This window comes from Agromyces sp. GL_144 (assembly GCF_057834305.1).
The window spans coordinates 3799081-3817907 of record NZ_CM174399.1; the positions used below are offsets into that span (position 1 = coordinate 3799081).

Sequence of the window (18827 nt, forward strand, 5' to 3'; positions counted from 1 at the left end):
CGTTCGCGCACGCGCGCGCAGAGGCTGGAATGGAAGGCATGAGCACCTCCACGCCCTCGAACGTCACGCCCGCGGCATCCGCTCGACCGTCTCAGCACGACGCCGTCACCGTCGGCATCGGACCGCTGAGCATCGACGAGGTCGTCGCGGTGGCCCGTCACGGGGCATCCGTCGTGCTCGACGCCGCCGCGCTCGACGAGGTGGAGCGCAGCCGCGCGATCATCGAGGCCCTCGCGGCCGACCCCGAGCCGCACTACGGCATCTCGACGGGCTTCGGCGCGCTCGCGACGACGTTCATCGCCGAGGACCGGCGGGCCCAGCTCCAGGCGAGCCTCGTGCGCTCGCACGCCGCCGGATCGGGCGCCGAGGTCGAGACCGAGGTCGTGCGCGCGCTCATGCTGCTGCGCCTGTCGACGCTCATGACCGGCCGCACGGGCGTGCGCCGCGTGACCGCGGAGACGTACGCGGCGATCCTCAACGCCGGCATCACGCCGGTCGTGCGCGAGTACGGCTCGCTCGGCTGCTCCGGCGACCTCGCACCGCTCTCGCATTGCGCGCTGGTCGCCATGGGCGAGGGCGAGGCACGCGTCAGCGGGCCTCGCCCTCGAAAGGCGGCAGCCGTAGCGCGTGAGGCGCGCAGCGCCGAGCCGCGTGCCGCGGAAGACCTCGAAACGCAAGCCCCGCCCGCGACCACCCTCATGCCGGCGAGCGAAGCCCTCGCCGCCGCCGGCATCACGCCGCTGCGGCTCGGCGAGAAGGAGGGCCTCGCCCTCATCAACGGCACCGACGGCATGCTCGGCATGCTCGCCCTCGCGATCGACGACCTGCGCATGCTGCTCGCGACCGCCGACGTCGCCGCGGCGATGAGCGTCGAGGGCCTCATGGGCACCGACGCCGTGTTCGCCGAGGACCTGCACCGCCTCCGCCCGCAGCGCGGACAGGCCGTCTCTGCGGCCAACCTGCGGCACCTGCTCGCGGACTCGCCGATCGTCGCGAGCCACAAGGGGCCGGAGTGCACGCGCGTGCAGGACGCGTACTCGCTGCGCTGCGCCCCGCAGGTGCACGGCGCCGCCCGCGACACGGTCGAGCATGCGGCATCCGTCGCCGAGGCCGAGCTCGCCAGCGCGATCGACAACCCGGTGCTCACGCCCGACGGACGCGTCGAGTCCAACGGCAACTTCCACGGCGCCCCGGTCGCCTACGTGCTCGACTTCCTCGCGATCGCGGCGGCGGATGTCGCGAGCATGTCCGAGCGGCGCACCGACCGGTTCCTCGACCGGGCCCGCAACCAGGGCCTGCCGCCGTTCCTCGCGCACGAGGTCGGCGTTGACTCGGGCCTCATGATCGCGCAGTACACCGCCGCCGGAATCGTGTCGGAGCTGAAGCGGCTCGCAGTGCCCGCATCCGTCGACTCGATCCCGTCGTCGGCCATGCAGGAGGACCACGTTTCGATGGGCTGGGCCGCTGCGCGCAAGCTGCGACGCTCGATCGACGGCCTCTCCCGGGTGCTCGCGATCGAGGTCATGACGGCCGCGCGCGGGCTCGCCCTGCGGGCGCCGCTGGAGCCCGGGGCGGCGACCGGAGCGGTCGTCTCGCTCGTGGCCGACGTCGGCGCGGTGCCCGGCCCCGACCGCTTCCTCTCGCCCGAGATCGAGGCGATCACCACCCTCGTCGCGGGCGGCGACGTGCGCGATCGGGCCGCCGATGCCCTCGGAGCGACGATCGGCTGACCGGCCGCACACCGTCGCGTGCCCGTTCGCGCAGAGGTCCTCGACCTGCCCCCAGAACAGGTCACAACAGCCCGAATGGGTGGTTGTGCGGCCCCGGGCCCGGTGCCAGACTGAGACCGGTCGGTGCCACTCCGGCAGCACGAACGGAACAGATGACGACGCCAGTTTCTCGCTCCACTTCACCTCGCGCACACGGTGCGCGCAGGGGTCGCCGAGCCAGCCTCGCGGCATCCGGCGTCGCGATGGTGCTGCTCGTCGGGCTCGTGGGCGCGAGTCCGTCATACGCCGAAGAGACGCCCGAGACCCCGCCGCCCACCAGCGAGGCACCCGAGCCGACCACTGCGCCGCCCGCGCCGCCCGAGACCGAGACGCCCGCGCCGAGCACGCCGCCGCCCGCGACCACGCCCCCGCCGACCACCACGCCGACGCCCACCACGCCTCCCGCGACGACGCCTCCGCCGGTCACCACACCGCCGGCGACACCCACGCCGACACCGACCACCAAGCCGACGCCGACCGCGACGCCCAAGCCCACCGCGACGCCCAAGCCCACCGCGACGCCGAAGCCCTCGCCGACGGCCGCCCCGTCACCCGAAGCCGCGCCGCAGGCACCGGTCGTCTTCCAGGGCGACGGCCCGTTCGTCCGCATCGTGTCCGGCGTCAACCGCGACATCACCTCGCTGCTCGGAGCCCGCACCGCCATCGATCGCGCCACCGGCGACGTCCGCACGGCCGAGACCGCGGTCGCCGACGCGAAGTCGACCCGCGAGGTCGCCCGCTCCCTCGCCCGCGAGGCCGATGCCGTCGCCGAGGGCGCACGAGCCGAAGCGGATGCCGCGGCGCGCACGTACTTCGCCGCCGCGAACGGCAGCAGCGATACCTCCACCTCCATGGATGCCGTCTACGGCGCGGGCAAGGACCTGCTGGCCGGCCTCACCGGCATGGCCCGCGTCGCCCAGATCGCGGGCGACACCGCCGAGCTCGAGAAGATCGCCGCGGCACGCGACGACGAGGCCGACGCCGCCGAAGCCGCCGCCGAAGCAGCCTGGGCGGCCGCCGACGACGTGCCGGTCGAGGCCCGCGAAGACGACCTGAGCGATGCGGAGCGCGCGCTCACCGCCGCACGCACCAGCATGAAGAGCCTCCAGGCGAAGGCCGCGGCGAGCAGCATCGCCGTCATCGACACGCTGCCCGCCGACTCGGGTCAGCTGAGCGATCAGGGCTGGTCGCAACCCGTGGCCGGCCACCTGACCGACGGCTTCGGCCCGCGCCCCGACAAGCCGATCGCCGGGGTCAACGAGTTCCACCGCGGCACCGACGTCGCAGCGGCCTGCAAGTCGCCGATCTTCGCGGCGACCGGCGGCGTCGTGGTCGAGGCCCGCACCAACGGCAGCTACGGCAACTGGATCCTCATCGACCACGGATCCGGCGTCTCGACCGGGTACGCGCACCTCATCGACGACGGCATCCTCGTGAGCCCGGGTGATTCGGTCACGGCCGGCCAGCTCATCGGCATGGTCGGCAGCACGGGCGCCTCGACCGGATGCCACCTGCACTTCGAGGTGCGTCTCGACGGCGTCGCGGTCGACGCGCGCCCGTTCATGGCCGCGCGCGGCATCGCCATCGGCTGAGCCGGTCGAGTAGGCGCGTCAGCGCCGTATCGAGACCCCCGGCACTCAGGGTCTCGATACGCTCCTTCGTCGCTACACGACCGCCGGACGTCTGGAATCCCGGACGCCCTGCCCGCGGCATCCGTTGTCGAGGCCGCACCCGTGGTGTGGGATCGGATCATGACCGACGCACCGACCACCGAGCACGCCCCGCGCACCGTGCGTGCCGCCCGCGGATCGCAGCTGACGGCGAAGAGCTGGCAGACCGAGGCGCCGTTGCGCATGCTCATGAACAACCTCGACCCCGAGGTCGCCGAGCGCCCCGAGGACCTCATCGTCTACGGCGGCACGGGCAAGGCGGCCCGCAACTGGGAGTCGTTCGATGCCATCGTGCGCACGCTCGAGGGCCTCGAGGCCGACGAGACGCTGCTCGTGCAGTCCGGTAAGCCGGTCGGCGTGTTCCGCACGCACGAGTGGGCGCCCCGCGTGCTCCTCGCGAACTCGAACCTCGTCGGCGACTGGGCGACGTGGCCGGAGTTCCGCAGGCTCGAGCAGCAGGGCCTCACGATGTACGGCCAGATGACGGCCGGCTCGTGGATCTACATCGGCACGCAGGGCATCCTGCAGGGCACGTACGAGACGTTCGGCGCGATCGCCCGCGCGAGGTTCGACGGGTCGCTCGCCGGAACCCTCACCCTGACCGGCGGATGCGGCGGCATGGGCGGAGCCCAGCCCCTCGCGGTCACCATGAACGAGGGCGTCGTGCTCATCGTCGACGTCGACGCCACGCGCCTGCAGCGTCGCGTCGACCACGGTTACCTCGACGAGATGACCTCCGACCTCGACGACGCGGTCGCCCGCGTGCTCGCGGCGAAGGCCTCGCGCACGCCGTTGTCGGTCGGGCTCGTCGGCAACGCGGCATCCGTGTTCCCCGAACTGCTCGCCCGCGGCGTCGCGATCGACATCGTCACCGACCAGACGAGCGCGCACGATCCGCTGAGCTATCTGCCAGAGGGCGTGGGCGTCGACGAGTGGCATGCGCTCGCGGCATCCGACCCCGAGGGCTTCACCGACCGGGCCCGTGCGAGCATGGCCGAGCAGGTCGAGGCGATGGCCGGCTTCCAGGATGCCGGGGCCGAAGTGTTCGACTACGGCAACTCGATCCGCCGCGAGGCCGAGCTCGGCGGGCTCGCGCACGATCGCGCGTTCGCGTTCCCGGGATTCGTGCCCGCGTACATCCGCCCGCTCTTCGCCGAGGGCAAGGGGCCGTTCCGCTGGGCGGCGCTCTCGGGCGACCCGGCCGACATCGCCGCGACCGACCGGGCGATCCTCGAGCTCTTCCCCGACGACGAGCACCTGCGCCGGTGGATCACCCAGGCGGGCGAGAAGGTGCACTTCGAGGGCCTGCCCGCGCGCATCTGCTGGCTCGGCTACCAGGAGCGCCACCTCGCCGGGCTCAGGTTCAACGAGATGGTCGCCTCGGGCGAGCTCTCGGCCCCCGTCGTGATCGGGCGCGACCACCTCGACTCGGGTTCGGTCGCCTCCCCCTATCGCGAGACCGAGGCCATGGCCGACGGCTCCGACGCGATCGCCGACTGGCCGTTGCTGAACGCAATGCTCAACACCGCGTCGGGTGCGACCTGGGTCTCGCTGCACCACGGCGGCGGCGTCGGCATCGGCCGCTCCATCCACGCCGGCCAGGTCATCGTCGCCGACGGCACCGACCTCGCCGCCGAGAAGATCGCGCGGGTGCTCGTGAACGATCCGGGCACGGGCGTCATGCGGCACGTCGACGCCGGCTACGAGCGGGCGCGCGAGGTCGCGGCCGAGCGGGGCCTGCGCGTGCCGATGCAGGAGGGCTGAGCGGATGTCGCGGCCCACCCTCGTCACGAACATCGGCGAACTCGTCACGAACGAGCCCGGGCCCGGGCCCGGGCGTGAGGGCGGGCCGCTCGGCATCCTCCGCGATGCAGCCGTGCTGATCGACGGCGACCGCATCGCCTGGGTCGGGCGCGCGGCCGACGCCCCCGCGCACGCCGAGCGAGCGGATGCCTCGGGCACGACGCATCTCGCCCCCGAGATCGTCGACGCGGGCGGCCGTGCCCTCATCCCGGGCTTCGTCGACAGCCACACGCATCTCGTGTTCGGCGGCGACCGGGCCGACGAGTTCGCAGCGCGTATGGCCGGACGGGCATACGAGGCGGGTGGCATCCGCTCGACGGTCGCGGCGACGCGGGCGGCAACGGACGAGGAGCTCCGCGAACGCCTGGCCGGCTTCGTCGCCGAACTGCACGCGCAGGGCACGACGACGTTCGAGATCAAGTCGGGCTACGGCCTGAGCGTCGCCGATGAAGAGCGCCTCGTGCGCCTTGCACGCGAGGTCACCGACGAGGTCACGTTCCTCGGCGCCCATGTGGTGCCGTTCGAGTTCCGCGATGACCCGGCGTTCGGCGAACCCGGCAGCGCCGAGGCATCGGCCCGCGCCGCCGACGCCTACGTCGACCTCGTCGTCGGCGACATGCTCGCCGCCTGCGCGCCGCACGCCCGCTGGATCGACGCCTTCTGCGAGCACGGCGCGTTCACCCCCGAGCAGTCCCGTCGCGTGCTCGAGGCGGGCGCTGCCGCGGGCCTCGGCATCCGCCTGCACGCCAACCAACTCCGCCACGGCGACGGGGTGGGACTCGCGGTCGAGCTCGGCGCGGCTTCCGTGGACCACTGCACCTACCTCGACGACGCGGATGTCGCGGCCCTTGCGGCATCCGCGGTCTCCCCGGACACGTCGGGGGCGGGCACGGCGGCGGCGGGCACGGCGGGGGAGGGCACGGTCGCCACACTCCTGCCGGGTGTCGAGTTCTCGACGCGCCAGCCCTACCCCGACGCGCGCCGGCTCATCGATGCCGGGGTCACGGTGGCGCTCGCGAGCGACTGCAATCCGGGTTCGAGCTTCACGAGTTCGATGCCGTTCTGCATCGCCGTCGCCGTGCGCGACATGGGCATGACGCCGGCCGAGGCACTCTGGGCGTCGACCGCGGGCGGTGCGGCCGCACTCCGCCGAACGGATGTCGGAGCCCTTCGCCCCGGCGCCCGCGCCGACCTCGTCGAACTCGACGCGCCGAGCCACGTGCACCTCGCCTACCGTCCGGGTGTGCCCCTGGTGCGCCGCGTCTGGGCCGCCGGCACACTCGTCGCCGGCTGAGCTTCATCGCCAACGGAGCTTCGTCGCCCACTGAGCTTCATCGCCAACGGAACTTCGTCGCCCACTGAGCTTCATCGCCCGCTCGCCCCCCACTCTGAACCGCCTTTCGTCGACCGACCCGCCCTTCCTTCGACGACGCCTCGCCACTCCGGCGTGGTCTCACGCCTCCGGGGTGGTCTCACGCTCGGGCTGGGTCTCACGCTCGGGCGAGGTCTCACCTCCCACGGGGTCTCACCATCGGGCGGGGTCTCACCATCGGGCGGGGTTTCACCCTCCGGCGGGGTCGCTCAGGAATACACGGCTACACGGCTACACGGCTACACGGCTACACGGCTACACGGCTACACGGCTACACGGCTACACGATTTCATGGTGGAACCTCCCCGGTCGAGGACCACCCGGCGGGCGGGAGGACGGCGGCGTCCAACCCTGAATCGGCACCACACCACCACACCACCTCACCACCGGGCCCCAGACGGAAGCGCTTCCTCCGGCCGATGGATCCGCCCAGCTCGATGGTGGCGTGGCCCAGTCGCAGCCACCGGAGGCAACGCAGGCACCGCAGCCGCCGCAACCGCCGCGGTACCCACAGCAGCCACCGCACCCGCGACCGCACGCAGCCTCGCAGCGTCCCGGGCGCTGCAGCGCCGCAGTGCCCGCAGTGCCCGCAGTGCCCGCAGTGCCCGCAGTGCCCGCGGCGCCGCAGTGCCCGCGGCGCGCCCCGCCGCGCCTCAGGCCCGCCGCACCTCGAGAGCGCTCACGCCGCTGAATCCGAGCCACGCCCGCTCGCCCGCTTCGACGAGCGTCGCGAGCACGTGCTCGCATGAACTGCAGCGCACGACGGTGCCCGCGGGGCTCGTGAACACGAGCGCGCGGGCGAACTCGGCGACCTCGCCGCAACCGTTGCACCTCGCCCGAGCAGCCGTCACGTCGAACGAGAAGTAGTCGGCGAGGGGGCCGGCGAGCGCGTTGCCGTCGAGGTGGTCCATCAGGTGCCTCCGAATCGTTCGGTGCGGATGTCGCGGGGATCATGCCCGAGTTCGATGAGCCACGAGGCGACGCGCTCGACGAACCCGGTCGACCCGCAGACGTAGACGCGCGGAGTCTCGACGGCCGGGATCACGGCCGCAGCGAGCGCGTCGCGCATGATGCGGCCGGGTGCGACCGGCCAGCCGTCGGGCACGGCCCGGGTGTACACGAGGTCGAGCCGGAACGGGGCGGATGCCGCGACCAGCCGCTCGAGCTCGGCGGCGAAGAAGACGTCGTCGGGGGTGCGAACGGAATAGAGCATGCGGAACGGCGCCGGATCCCCGGCATCACCGTGCGCCTGCGCCATGGCCACGAGCGGCACCACCCCGGATCCACCGGCGATGAGCTGCACCGGTCGCGCGGATTGCACCGGCCCCGCGGCATCCGCCCCCGGCTGCCAGACGAAGAACGCGCCGAGCGGCCCATGCACCTCGAGGCGGTCGCCGGCGCGCGCCACGTCGACGAGGTACGGCGACACCTCGCCGTCGGGCACCCGATCGACCGCGAGCACGACGCGCGTCACGTCGCCGGTCGCGGGGCCCGACGACGCGATCGAGTACGACCGGGTCGCGGTGTATCCGTCGGGCGCGGTGAGTCGCACGTCGAGATGCTGCCCCGCCGCGTTGCCCGGCCAGCCCTCGACTTCGAGCTCGAGCCTGGCGGCGGTGCGCGTCTCGGGCGTGTTCGCGACCACCGTCGCCGCGTGCCAGCCCGATCGCGGAACCGAGGGGCGGCCGATCACCAGTACCGCTCCTCCTGCCACGGGTCGCCATGGATGTGGTACCCGTTCTGCTCCCAGAAGCCGGGGTCGTCGCGCGGCATCATCACGAGCGACCGCACCCACTTCGCGCTCTTCCAGAAGTAGAGGTGCGGCACGAGCAGCCGGGCGGGGCCGCCGTGCTCGGGATCGAGGGGCTCGCCGTCGAACTCCGTCGCGACCCAGGCCTGCCCGTCGAGCAACTCGTCGAGCGGCACGTTCGTGGTGTACCCGCCGAAGCTGTGCGCCATGACGAAGTCGAACTGCGACTCCACGTTCTCGAAGAGCGTGTCGAGCGAGACGCCGCGCCAACTCGTGCCGAGCTTCGACCAGTGCGTGACGCAGTGGATGTCGGTCGCGATGTCTTCAGCCGGCAGGGCGTTGAACTCGTCCCACGTCCAGCGGTGCGTGCCCGCCTCGGTCACGATCGTGAACGTCCACTCGGCCGTGTCGACCTCGGGCGTCGGGCCGGCCGAGAGCACCGGGAAGTCGTGCACGAGCGTCTGGCCGGGCGGGAGCCGGTCGTCGCGATCGCGTGATCTGCCGCCGAACCCCCGCGTGACGAATGACATGCGCACCCCTCTCCACGCCCGACGATACCCGCGGCGGCTCACACTGTCACGGGTCGGGTGTGAGGCGACTTCGGGCTACCGTGGAGCCATGCCGAGCACCCGTGCCGCGTTCCACGAGACGGCCGCCCTCATCCCGGTGGCGCGGCACGTCGAGACCGTGCTCTCGGCGATGCGCGCCATCGCAGGCGAGCGGTCGCGCGACGGCGTCGAACACGTGCGACTCGCCGATGCCGCAGGGCGCACGCTCGCGACATCCGTCGACGCCCTGCTCGCCTCGCCGCCCTTCGACAACTCGGCCATGGACGGCTTCGCCGTGCGGTGGGCGGATGTCTCGGGCGCGACCGCCGAACAACCGGCGACGCTGACCGTCGTGGCCGACCACGCGGCGGGTTCACCGTCGGCGGCCGCCGCCGCTCCGCTCGGCGCCGGTGAGGCCGCGCGCATCATGACGGGCGCACCGATCCCGGCCGGAGCCGACACGGTCGTGCCCGTCGAGCGCACCGACGGCGGCGAGGGGATCGCGGGCGACCTGCACCGCATCCGCGTGTTCAGCGCGCCCGACCTCGGTCGCCACATCCGACGAACCGGCGAAGACCTGCGGGTCGGCGATCGTCTGCTCGAGGCGGGCACGCTGCTCGGGTCGAGGCATGCGGCGGCCGCGGCGACGGCCGGCCACGCCTCCCTGCCGGTCGTGCGCAGGCCGCGGGTCAGCGTCATCGCGACGGGCAGCGAGCTCGCCGAACCGGGCGAATCGCTCCCGCCGGGCTGCATCCCCGACTCGAACTCGCTGCTGCTCGCGGGCCTCGTGCGCGAGGCCGGCTGCGAGGTCGCCGAGGTCGTGCGCATGCCCGACGATGCCGACACGCTGCGCGCGTGGCTCGCCGACCGCGCGCCGGCCGACGCCGTCGTGTTCTCGGGCGGAGTGAGCATCGGCGCCTACGACGTCGTGCGACGCGTGCTCGGCGAACTCGGCACGGTCGAGTTCGTGCGCGTCGCGATGCAGCCGGGGACGCCGCAGGCGTTCGGGCGACTCGCCGACGGCACGCCCGTGTTCGGGCTGCCCGGCAATCCGGTCGCGGTCGCCGTCTCGTTCGAGATGTTCGTGCGCCCGGCCCTGTTGGCGCTGCAGGGGCGCCTCGAGCTGCAACGCCGACGTGTGCGGGCGACCGTGGCCGACGGATGGCCCTCCCCGGCCGGACGGCTGCAGCTCATGCCGGTGCGCTTCGACGACGAGAACCTCGCCCGAGTGCGCCCGGCGACGCGTGGCGGCACGGGGTCGCATCTCTCCGGAGGGCTCGCCGCGGCCGATGGCTTCGCCCTCGTACCCGAGCACGTCGAACGAATCGACCCGGGCGACGCCGTCGACGTGCTGGTCCTGCCATGACGGATGCCGCGACCCGACGTCTCGACGCCGTGCTGCTCGCGGGCGGTCGCGCGAGTCGCCTCGACGGGGCGAGCAAGCCCGAGCTCGAGGTCGGCGGGCGCACGCTGCTGCAGCATGCCGTGGCGGCCGCGCGCGCGGCGGCCGCCGACCGCATCGTCGTCGTCGGACCGCCGTCCCTTCAGGCTCCCGGATGCCTCGTGGTTCGCGAGCATCCTCCGTTCGGCGGCCCGGTCGCCGCGATCGCCGCCGGGCTGGCCGCCCTCGACGACCTGCCGAGCGGGCCCGGCGAAGCACTCCGCCGGTCGAGCAGGCAAGCGTCTCGAGACCCTGATCCCGATGGTCTCCATACGGCGCCGGGGCGCCTCATCGACCAGCGACGCGGCCACGAGGCATCCGTGCTCGTGCTCGCCTGCGACCTGCCGAACGCGACGGCCGCGGTTGCGCGACTGCTCGCAGCCCGCGGCGGGCGCGGCGACGGCGCCTGCCTCGTCGACGCCGACGGGCGCACGCAGTGGCTCACCGCCGTCTACACCCGAACGGCCCTCGACCGCGCGTTCGCCGAGCTCGACCGCCCGGTCGACGGAGCCGCCATGCGGCACCTCGTCGCTCACCTCGACCTCGTCGAGGTCGCCGACGACGGCACCGCGGCCGATGTCGACACCTGGCCCGACCTCGAGCGCGCCCGCGCCGCCGCCGGTGCCGCGCACGACCTCGATCCCACCACCCTGCTCACGTCGCCGATCGAGCCCGAACCAGGTGGCACCCCAGCCCGCACCGACCACTCGAGGAGCACACCATGAACACCGAGCACCCGAACCAGCCCGCGCCCGCCGACCTCGATGCCTGGGTCGCCGAGATCGCCGCCGAGCTCGGTCTCGAACCGACCGACGTTCCCGTCGGCGACATCCTCGACCTCACCCGCCGGGTCGCGCACGGCGTCGCCCGCCCAGCGGGGCCGGTCACGGCGTTCATGATCGGCCTCGCCGTCGGCCGCGGCACAACGGCCGGCACCACGACCCAGGTCGCAGCCCGCCTCGGCGCGCTCGCCGAGCGCTGAGCCCCGCACGCTGCCCGAACGAGCGGCACTTCGGCACCGCATTCCAGAGCGCAGCCCCCACCGAGCACGACCGGCCGCAGCGCAGCGCAGCCAGCCAGCCAGCTCAGCGCAGTCAGCCCACCTCAGCTCAGAGGTTCACCCATTCGGTCGTGCCGCCGTCGAGGTGCTGCCGCTTCCAGATCGGCGTGTGCTCCTTGATGCGATCGACGAGGAACCCGCAGACCGAGAACGCCTGCGCGCGGTGCGGTGCGGCGACCGAGGCGACGAGCGCGACGTCGCCGACGCCGAGCGAACCGATGCGGTGCGCGGCGGCGATGCGCAGGCCCGTCTCGCGGGCGACCTGGGCGAGCGTCTCGCGCAGGAACTGCTCCGCCTCGGGGTGCGCCTCGTAGTCGAGGGCGGTGACGGAGTCTCCGTGATCGTGATCGCGGATCACGCCCTCGAAGGTCACGAGCGCCCCGTTCTCAGGCGAACGCACGAACGCCTCGATCGCGGCGCGGTCGAGCACCTCGGTCGTGACGCGCGCGTAGACCTCGGGCTCGGAGGGGTTCTCAGACATCGGTGTCTCCTTCGGATCGAGCGGATGCCGGGTGGTCGCCGCCCGCGACCTGGTCGACGAGATGCGGCAGCAATCCGTCGAGCACGGCGAGGCCGTCGGCGACGCCGCCACGCGACCCGGGGAGGTTCACGACGACCGTGCGTCCGGCGATGCCGGCGCGGGCTCGGCTGAGCGCTGCGGTCGGCGTGGCCGCGAGCCCCGCTGCGCGGATCGCCTCGACGACGCCGGGCAGCTCCTGGTCGAGCACGGCCAGCGTCGCCTCGGGTGTGCGGTCGCCCGGGTTCACCCCCGTGCCTCCGGTGGTGATGAGCACCGCCGGCGATCCGGCGACCGCACCGCGCACGGCATCGGCGATGTCGGCGTCGGCGACGACGATCGGAGCCGAGGTGTCGAAGCCGCGCGAGCGCAGCCAGTCGGCGATCACGGGGCCGGTGGTGTCGACCGCCTCGCCGGACGCGGCGCGAGTCGAGGAGACGAGCACGATCGCCTGACGTGCGCCCGCGGCATCCGGTGCCACCGACGGCCCGGCCGCAACCGAAGTCGCCCCCGCGCCGGCCTCGGCCGGGGGCGCCGACGCCGCGGCATCCGCTCGCCAGACGCCGCGCTTGCCGCCGCGCTTCTCGACGAGTCGGATGCCTCCGGTCTGCGCCGCGGGATCGACGGCCTTGACCATGTCGTGCAGGGTGAGCGCGGCGACGGCGACGGCGGTGAGCGCCTCCATCTCGATGCCCGTGCGGGCCGTCGTCGACACGGTGGCGCGGATCGTGATCGCCCGCAGCTCGAACCCGAAGTCGATCGACACGGCGTCGAGCGGCACGATGTGCGCGAGGGGGATGAGGTCGCTCGTGCGCTTGGCCGCCTGGATGCCGGCGATGCGCGCGGTCGGCAGCACGTCGGCCTTCTTCAATCCGTCGCTGCGAACGAGCTCGATGACCTCGGCCGTGGTGTCGAGCCGCCCCTCGGCGATCGCGATTCGGCGCGTGACGGGCTTGCCCCCGACGTCGACCATGCGCGCGCGACCGTCGTCGTCGAGATGCGTGAGCTGGTTCATACCCTCACGGTAGCCGCGATCGCCGCGACCCGGCACCACGCCCGTGCCGGAACACGGTCGGGCGACCGCAGCACCCCGCCGGGCGTGTTCCGGTCGCTCAACCGTGTTCCTGCGTGGAGCAACCGACGGGGAGGCCCCTCAGGCGCCGGCGGGCGCCGTCTGCAGCAGGGCCCGCACCGACGTCGTGCGGCGACGAGCGACCGCGAGCGTCGTCGCGACGAACGCGAGCACCGCCCAGATCACGAGGCCGACGACCGCAGCCCCGACGCCGTCGGCCGTGGTGAGCGCCGCGACCATGCCGTTGTACGCGGGCGAGGTGGGCATGAGCGCCGCGACCTCGCTGAGCACGCCGGGCACGGTCGAGACCACGCCCGTCGCGACCGCGAGCACCCCGATCAGCGCCGAGACCCACCGGCCGAAGCCGCCGAGCACGGCCACGAGGCCCTGGTTCACGGCGGCGAACGCGACGCCGGCGGCGACGCAGAGCGCCGCGAACGTGAACCACTGCCCGACGTCGTACGAGGCGGCCAGCTGCACGACCACCGCGACGAGCACGCCCTGCAGCGCGCCGAGCGCGGCGGCCGGCGCGAACCCGCGCAGGGCGAGCAGCGCCGACGGCGCCCGCGAGGTGAGCGCCCGCCGCGACACGGCCTGCAGGGCGACGAAGGTCGCGAGTCCGCCGAACCAGAGCGCGAGCGTCGCGAGCAGCGGAACGGCGGATGCCCCGAACAGCGAGTCGCCCGCGCCCTCGGCCGAGACCGGGTCGGCGACGACCGAGGCCAGGCTCTGCGCCTCGGCGTCGGTGTACGTGGGCACCGACTGCGATGCGGTGCGGAGCCCGGTCGCGAGCTCGTCGGTGCCGTCGGCGAGCGACTGCACGCCCGTGGCGAGCGTGCCCGCGCCGGTGGCGAGCGCGTCGGCGCCCGAGCTCAGTTGCGAGGCGCCGTCGGCGAGCGAACGTGCGCCGTCGGCGGACTGCGTGGTTCCGGTGGCGAGCTGCGTGAGCCCCGAGGCCAGTTCGTCGGTCTTCGCCGCGGCCTCGGTGAGGCCGGCGCTCGACTGCGTGGTGAGCTGGGCGATGCCGTCGGCGGTGGGCGTGGCGTAGCCGCTGGCCGTGCCCGCGCTCGTGGCGACGGTGACGGCGTCGCCCGCGGCCGTGCCCGCGGCACCGGCCGCGCCGCCGAGGCTCGCGCAGAACTCCGCCGATCCGCCGGCGTCGGTGCACTGGGCGGCGAGTCCGCCGAGCGTCTGGGCCAGCCCGCCGACGGATGCCGCCAGTGCGGCGGACTCCGAAGCGGCGTCGGAGGCGTTCGATGCAGAGGCCTGCGCCGCCCCGACGAGCTCCTGGTTGTTCACGCCGGCTGCGGCGTCGCGCAGCCCGGAGGCCAGCGCGCCCGCGCCGGACGCGGCCCCGCTCGTGCCGTGGGCGATGGTGTCGAGACCGGTCGCGAGCGACCCGGCGCCGGTCGAGAGCTCGGCGGCGCCCGACCCGAGCTGCGTCGCGCCGTCGGGCAGTGCGGCCGCACCGTCGGCGGCCTGCTGCGCGCCGTCGGCCAGGTCGGCGGCTCCGTCAGCGGCGGTGCCGAGTTGCGTGCCGAGGTCGGTGAACCCGAGGAAGACGTTCTCGAGGTAGGTCGACGAGAGCTGCTCGCCGAGCACGCTCGTCGCGGTCTGCGTGACCTGCGCGGTGATGGCGTCGTCGACGACGAGGCTGTCGGGCGGCGTGGTCACCTCGATCGTCGCGCGCTCGGGCGTGCCGCCGGGGGCGGTCGAGGTCGCGGCGGCCGAGAAGTTCTCGGGGATCGTGATGACCGCGGCGTAGGTGCCGTCGGCGAGTCCGGAGGCCGCGTCGTCGGCGTTCGAGATCGTCCAGGTGAGGTTCGACGTGTCGTCGCCTGCGCCCTCGACGAGGCCGGCGGTCAGCTGCCGCCCGAGCGGCACGAGCTGGTCGTCGATCTTGACCGGCTCGTCTTCGTTCACGATCGCGGCGTTCAGCGAGTCGAGACGGTCGGTCGGGTTGTAGAGGGCCGCGACGAGGATGCCGCCGATGACGACGGGCAGCATCAGCACGCCGACGATCGTGAGCCAGGTGACGGGGCGCTTCGAGCGCGCGCGTTCGATGGGGAGGGTCATGCGTTCACCTCGGTGGTGGAGAGCGCCTGCGCGGGTTCGGCGGGCGGGGTGAGTTCGAGCACGGGAACGTCGGTGCGGCCGGCCGAGGCGAGCAGCGCACGTGCGGTCTCGGCGTCGGCGGCCGAGATGACGACGGTGACGGATGCCTCGATCGAGGCGTCCCAGAGTGCGGCGGCGACCTGGTCGCGGGTCGCCGTGTCGACGAGCTGGTCGACACCGTCGATCACGACGATGCCTGCTCGTCCGCGCGCGGCGCGGCGCACATCGGCGACGGGGTTCGCGGAGTCGCCGAGCAGGGCCACGCCGACGCGGGAGCGCACCCAGGCCGATCGCCCCGGCAGCAGGTGCCCGCCGACGCGCAGGCGGCCGCCGGTCGGGTCGATGCGACCGGCGATCGCGAGCAGCAGGGCGCGCGTCGCGATCTGGTCGTCGCCGGTCACGATGAGCGACCGCCCCGGTTCGACGCGCAGGCTCACGCCCTCGAACACGGTCACGTCGCGTTCGACGAGCGAGACGCCGGCACCGACGACCGCGGCCGTGGTGTCGGGTTCGGGCCAGTCGGCGAGCGCGAGCTCGCGCTCGACGGCCTCGCCCTCGATGTCGAAGTGGGGCAGCACGCGCTCGAGCCACTTCGGCAGCCACCAGGCCTTGTCGCCGAGCAGCGCCATGACGGCGGGCACGAGCGTCATGCGCACGATGAACGCGTCGATCGCGATGCCGGCGGCGAGGCCGAGCGCGATGGGCTTGAGCGAGGAGTCGCCCTCGGGCACGAAGGCGGCGAAGACCGCGAACATGATGACGGCGGCCGCGGTGACGACGCGGGCCGAGGCCGTGAAGCCCGACCGCACGGCGCCGACGGCGATCTCGCGCGGCGTGCGGCTGGCGTGCCCGTCGAGCGCCTTGCGGGCGTGCACGAAGTCTTCGCGCATGCGGCTGACGAGGAACACCTGGTAGTCCATCGCGAGCCCGAAGAGCACGCCCATCGCCACGATCGGCATGAAGCTGATGATCGGGCCGACCTTGGTGACGTGCAGCACGTCGGCGAACCAGCCCCACTCGAAGACGGCGGCGACGACGCCGAACGCGGCGAGCACCGAGAGCAGGTAGCCGACGGCGGCCGTGATCGGCACCCAGATCGATCGGAACACGATCGCGAGCAGGATGAGCGAGAGGCCGACGACGAAGATGCCGAACGGCAGCAGGGCTGCGCCGAGCCGGTCGGAGATGTCGATCGCGACGGCCGTGAAGCCCGTGACCTTGAGGTCGACGCCGTACTCGTCGAGGAAGTGGTCGTGCAGGCCGCGCAGCTCGCGCACGAGGTCGGCCGTGGCCGGGTCGTCGGGCGCCGTCGTCGGGATGATCTGCACGATGCCGGTGTCGGCGGTCTCGTTCGGCACCGCGAGCGCGACGGTCTCGACGCCGGGCAGGGTGGCGATCTCGTCGCCGAGCTCCTCCATGAGGCCGAGCGGGTCGGTCGAGGTGACGATCGTGCCGGTCATGATGAGCGGGCCGTTGAAGCCGGGCCCGAAGTGCTTGGCCACGAGGTCGTACGACTGACGCGCCTCGGTGTCCTTCGGCAGCATGCCGGCATTCGGCAGCGCGAGCGCGAGGCTCGCTGCGGGCACGGCCATGATGCCGAGGGTGAGCACGACCGCGACCGTCGTCACGACGGGGTGCTTGGTGACGAGGCCGACCCAGCGGGCCGCGAAGCCGCGACGCGAGGGCGCGACGGCAGGGGCGTCGGATGCCTCGGCGCCGACGGATGCCGCAGCACGGCCGGTCGCGGCATCCGCAGTGCTCGTGGCCCGGCGACGCCGGCGGCGCGGCTCGCGACGCTTCCACCCGACGACGCGGCCCTTCGCGAATCCGAGGAGGGCGGGCGTGAGCGTGATGGCGACGAGCACGGCGATCGCGACGGCGACGGCGGCCGCGATGCCCATGACCGTGAGGAAGGGGATGTTCGCGAAGCCGAGGCCGATGAGGGCGATGAGCACGGTGATGCCCGCGAAGACGACCGCGGAGCCGGCCGTGCCGGTCGCCCTGGCCGCGGACTCCTCCGGATCCTCGCCGGCCCTCACCTGATCCTGATGTCGGGCCATGATGAACAGCGCGTAGTCGATGCCGACCGCGAGTCCGAGCATGAGCGCGAGCAGCGGCGTGGTCGAGGAGATCTCCGCGAACGCGGTCGAGAGCATGATGAGCGAGAGCGCGAGGCCGACGCCGATCACGGCGGAGGCGAGCGGCAGGAAGGCGACGGCGATCGAGCGGAACGTGACGATGAGCACGAACAGCGCGATGAGCAGGCCCACCGCCTCGGTGAGCGTGACGCCGGGCACGGAGACCGCGAACAGGTCGCCGCCGAGCGAGACCTCGGACCCGGCGGGGAGCGCGGCCTCGAGCTGCTCGGTGATCTCGCCGAGATCTGTCTTCGTCGCCTCGGGCACGTCGGTGGCCTGGCCGTCGAACTGCAGGCGCACGAGCGCCGCGCTCTCGTCGTCGGCGATGAGGCCGGAGACCATCTCGTCATAGGGGTCGGTCACGGCGAGCACGCCGTCGAGCCCCTCGATGTCGGTGATCGCCGCTTCGATCTCGGTCGTGAACGGCGCATCCTCGATGCTGTCGCCCTCGGGTGCGACCACGATGAACTGGGCGCTCGTGCCGCTGGCCGAGGGGAACGAGCGGTTCAGCTGCTCGAGCCCGGCCTGGGACTCGGTGCCCGGGATGGAGAAGGAGTTGCTCGTGCCCTTGCCGAACATCGCGAACGCACCGCCCGCGATGACGAGCAGCAGCAGCCACGAGACGAGCACGCGCCAGGGGTGGCGGAACGACCAGCGGCCGAGCGAGTAGAGCAGAGTGGACACAGCGCCTCCGTGCGATGTCAGGACTTTTCGATACAGCGCTGTATCCGATACATAGTTGTATCGTAATTGGAGTGGGGTCCGCGAACCTGTGGCCTTCATGTGAAAGCGGGGGTTGAATGGGAACCATGACCGATACCGGAACGACCACGACGCGCAGCCGCGAGCGCACCAGGCGCAAGCTGCTCGACGCCGCCGCACAGGTCTTCGCCGAGGTCGGGCTCGACGCGGCGTCCGTCGAGGCCATCTGCGACCGGGCCGGATTCACCCGCGGGGCCTTCTACTCCAACTTCGAGACGAAGGACGAGCTCTTCGTCGAGCTCGTGGGCATCGTGGCCGGCGAACGCGTCCAGGCGGTCAGCTCCCGCATCGGCGAGCTCGAGGGGCAGGGCAGGTTCGGCCCCGAGCCGACCGACGCCTTCGCGATCATCGAGCAGGTGCTCGACGTCTCGGCCGATGACCGTCTGAGCGTGCTGCTCATGAGCGAGATCCGCATCCACGCGCTGCGCAATCCCACCCTCGCCTCCGCCTACGTGCAACTGGAGGTCGAGATGCAGCGCGGGGTGGCCCAGATCGTCAACGACATCGGGCGCGCCAGGGGTATCGAGTTCCGGGTGTCGGCCGACGAGGCCGCACGCATCATGCTGCTCGTCTGGGAGGGCGCGGCGGTGCGCGCCGCGATGGCCGGTGTCGACGCCGAAGAGCTGCGCCGCCGCACGAGCACCGAGCTCGCCCTCGTCGCCCAGCTCATCATCGCCGAGCCGCCTTCGCCGGTCTCGCCGGTCGAGTAGCGAAGCGTATCGAGACCCGACCCGCCCTCGCCGGTCGGGGAGCGCAGCGTATCGAGACCTTGATCCCGACGGTCTCGATGCGGCGCGGGCGGCCTGCTCG

15 protein-coding genes are annotated in these 18827 nt (G+C 73.1%); 8 read left to right on the plus strand and 7 right to left on the minus strand.

What is annotated here, in order from left to right; all coding sequences use genetic code 11:
• The first annotated feature begins 38 nt into the window (after positions 1–38).
• From hutH to AC3IPY_RS17475, 4 genes are all read left to right on the plus strand, one after another.
• Positions 39–1730: a histidine ammonia-lyase gene (gene hutH, locus AC3IPY_RS17460; protein ID WP_489185533.1), complete on the plus strand. Its 1692-nt coding sequence runs from the start codon at positions 39–41 to the stop codon at positions 1728–1730.
• Positions 1731–1972: 242 nt separating this feature from the next.
• Positions 1973–3361 carry a M23 family metallopeptidase gene (locus AC3IPY_RS17465; RefSeq protein WP_489185535.1) on the plus strand — a complete coding sequence of 463 codons (1389 nt, stop codon included), beginning with the start codon at positions 1973–1975 and terminating at the stop codon, positions 3359–3361.
• 159 nt (positions 3362–3520) lie between these two features.
• Positions 3521–5203, plus strand: coding sequence for a urocanate hydratase (hutU, locus tag AC3IPY_RS17470; protein ID WP_489185536.1), 1683 nt, complete (start codon positions 3521–3523; stop codon positions 5201–5203).
• 4 nt (positions 5204–5207) lie between these two features.
• Positions 5208–6536 (plus strand): amidohydrolase family protein, encoded by a 1329-nt coding sequence (locus tag AC3IPY_RS17475; protein WP_489185537.1) that lies wholly within the window; start codon positions 5208–5210, stop codon positions 6534–6536.
• 731 nt (positions 6537–7267) lie between these two features.
• On the opposite strand, the gene AC3IPY_RS17480 is transcribed toward AC3IPY_RS17475, so the two are convergent.
• Genes AC3IPY_RS17480 through AC3IPY_RS17490 form a run of 3 tightly spaced genes read right to left on the minus strand, consistent with a single transcriptional unit; the run spans position 7268 to position 8894 of the window.
• Entirely contained in the window at positions 7268–7525 is a 258-nt protein-coding gene (locus AC3IPY_RS17480) for a DUF6510 family protein (protein ID WP_489185538.1), read from the minus strand.
• Positions 7525–8307: a ferredoxin reductase gene (locus AC3IPY_RS17485; RefSeq protein ID WP_489185539.1), complete on the minus strand. Its 783-nt coding sequence runs from the start codon at positions 8305–8307 to the stop codon at positions 7525–7527. Before AC3IPY_RS17485 ends, AC3IPY_RS17480 begins: the two co-directional genes overlap by 1 nt.
• Complete coding sequence (locus tag AC3IPY_RS17490) at positions 8304–8894, minus strand: molybdopterin-dependent oxidoreductase (RefSeq protein WP_489185540.1); 591 nt, start codon at positions 8892–8894, stop codon at positions 8304–8306. The genes AC3IPY_RS17485 and AC3IPY_RS17490 overlap by 4 nt, the downstream gene beginning before the upstream one ends.
• Positions 8895–8982: 88 nt before the next feature.
• On the opposite strand from AC3IPY_RS17490, the gene AC3IPY_RS17495 reads away from it, so the two are divergent.
• From AC3IPY_RS17495 to AC3IPY_RS17505, 3 genes are read left to right on the plus strand one after another with little or no spacing between them, the layout of a single operon-like run.
• Complete coding sequence (locus tag AC3IPY_RS17495) at positions 8983–10278, plus strand: molybdopterin molybdotransferase MoeA (protein ID WP_489185541.1); 1296 nt, start codon at positions 8983–8985, stop codon at positions 10276–10278.
• Positions 10275–11078 carry a molybdenum cofactor guanylyltransferase gene (mobA, locus tag AC3IPY_RS17500; RefSeq protein WP_489185542.1) on the plus strand — a complete coding sequence of 268 codons (804 nt, stop codon included), beginning with the start codon at positions 10275–10277 and terminating at the stop codon, positions 11076–11078. Before AC3IPY_RS17495 ends, mobA begins: the two co-directional genes overlap by 4 nt.
• Entirely contained in the window at positions 11075–11335 is a 261-nt protein-coding gene (locus AC3IPY_RS17505; RefSeq protein WP_489185543.1) for a DUF6457 domain-containing protein, read from the plus strand. Before mobA ends, AC3IPY_RS17505 begins: the two co-directional genes overlap by 4 nt.
• A 127-nt stretch (positions 11336–11462) precedes the next feature.
• On the opposite strand, the gene AC3IPY_RS17510 is transcribed toward AC3IPY_RS17505, so the two are convergent.
• From AC3IPY_RS17510 to AC3IPY_RS17525, 4 genes are all read right to left on the minus strand, one after another.
• Positions 11463–11894 (minus strand): molybdenum cofactor biosynthesis protein MoaE, encoded by a 432-nt coding sequence (locus tag AC3IPY_RS17510; protein ID WP_489185544.1) that lies wholly within the window; start codon positions 11892–11894, stop codon positions 11463–11465.
• Complete coding sequence (gene moaCB / locus AC3IPY_RS17515) at positions 11887–12945, minus strand: bifunctional molybdenum cofactor biosynthesis protein MoaC/MoaB (RefSeq protein WP_489185545.1); 1059 nt, start codon at positions 12943–12945, stop codon at positions 11887–11889. Before moaCB ends, AC3IPY_RS17510 begins: the two co-directional genes overlap by 8 nt.
• Positions 12946–13083: 138 nt before the next feature.
• Entirely contained in the window at positions 13084–15078 is a 1995-nt protein-coding gene (locus tag AC3IPY_RS17520; RefSeq protein WP_489185546.1) for a YhgE/Pip domain-containing protein, read from the minus strand.
• Positions 15075–17939: an MMPL family transporter gene (locus AC3IPY_RS17525; protein WP_489185548.1), complete on the minus strand. Its 2865-nt coding sequence runs from the start codon at positions 17937–17939 to the stop codon at positions 15075–15077. Before AC3IPY_RS17525 ends, AC3IPY_RS17520 begins: the two co-directional genes overlap by 4 nt.
• Before the next feature lie 125 nt (positions 17940–18064).
• Here AC3IPY_RS17525 and AC3IPY_RS17530 point away from each other — a divergent pair, with 125 nt between their 5' ends.
• A complete protein-coding gene (locus tag AC3IPY_RS17530; RefSeq protein WP_489185549.1) occupies positions 18065–18727 on the plus strand; it encodes a TetR/AcrR family transcriptional regulator in 663 nt (220 codons plus the stop codon).
• The last annotated feature ends 100 nt before the right edge of the window (positions 18728–18827 follow it).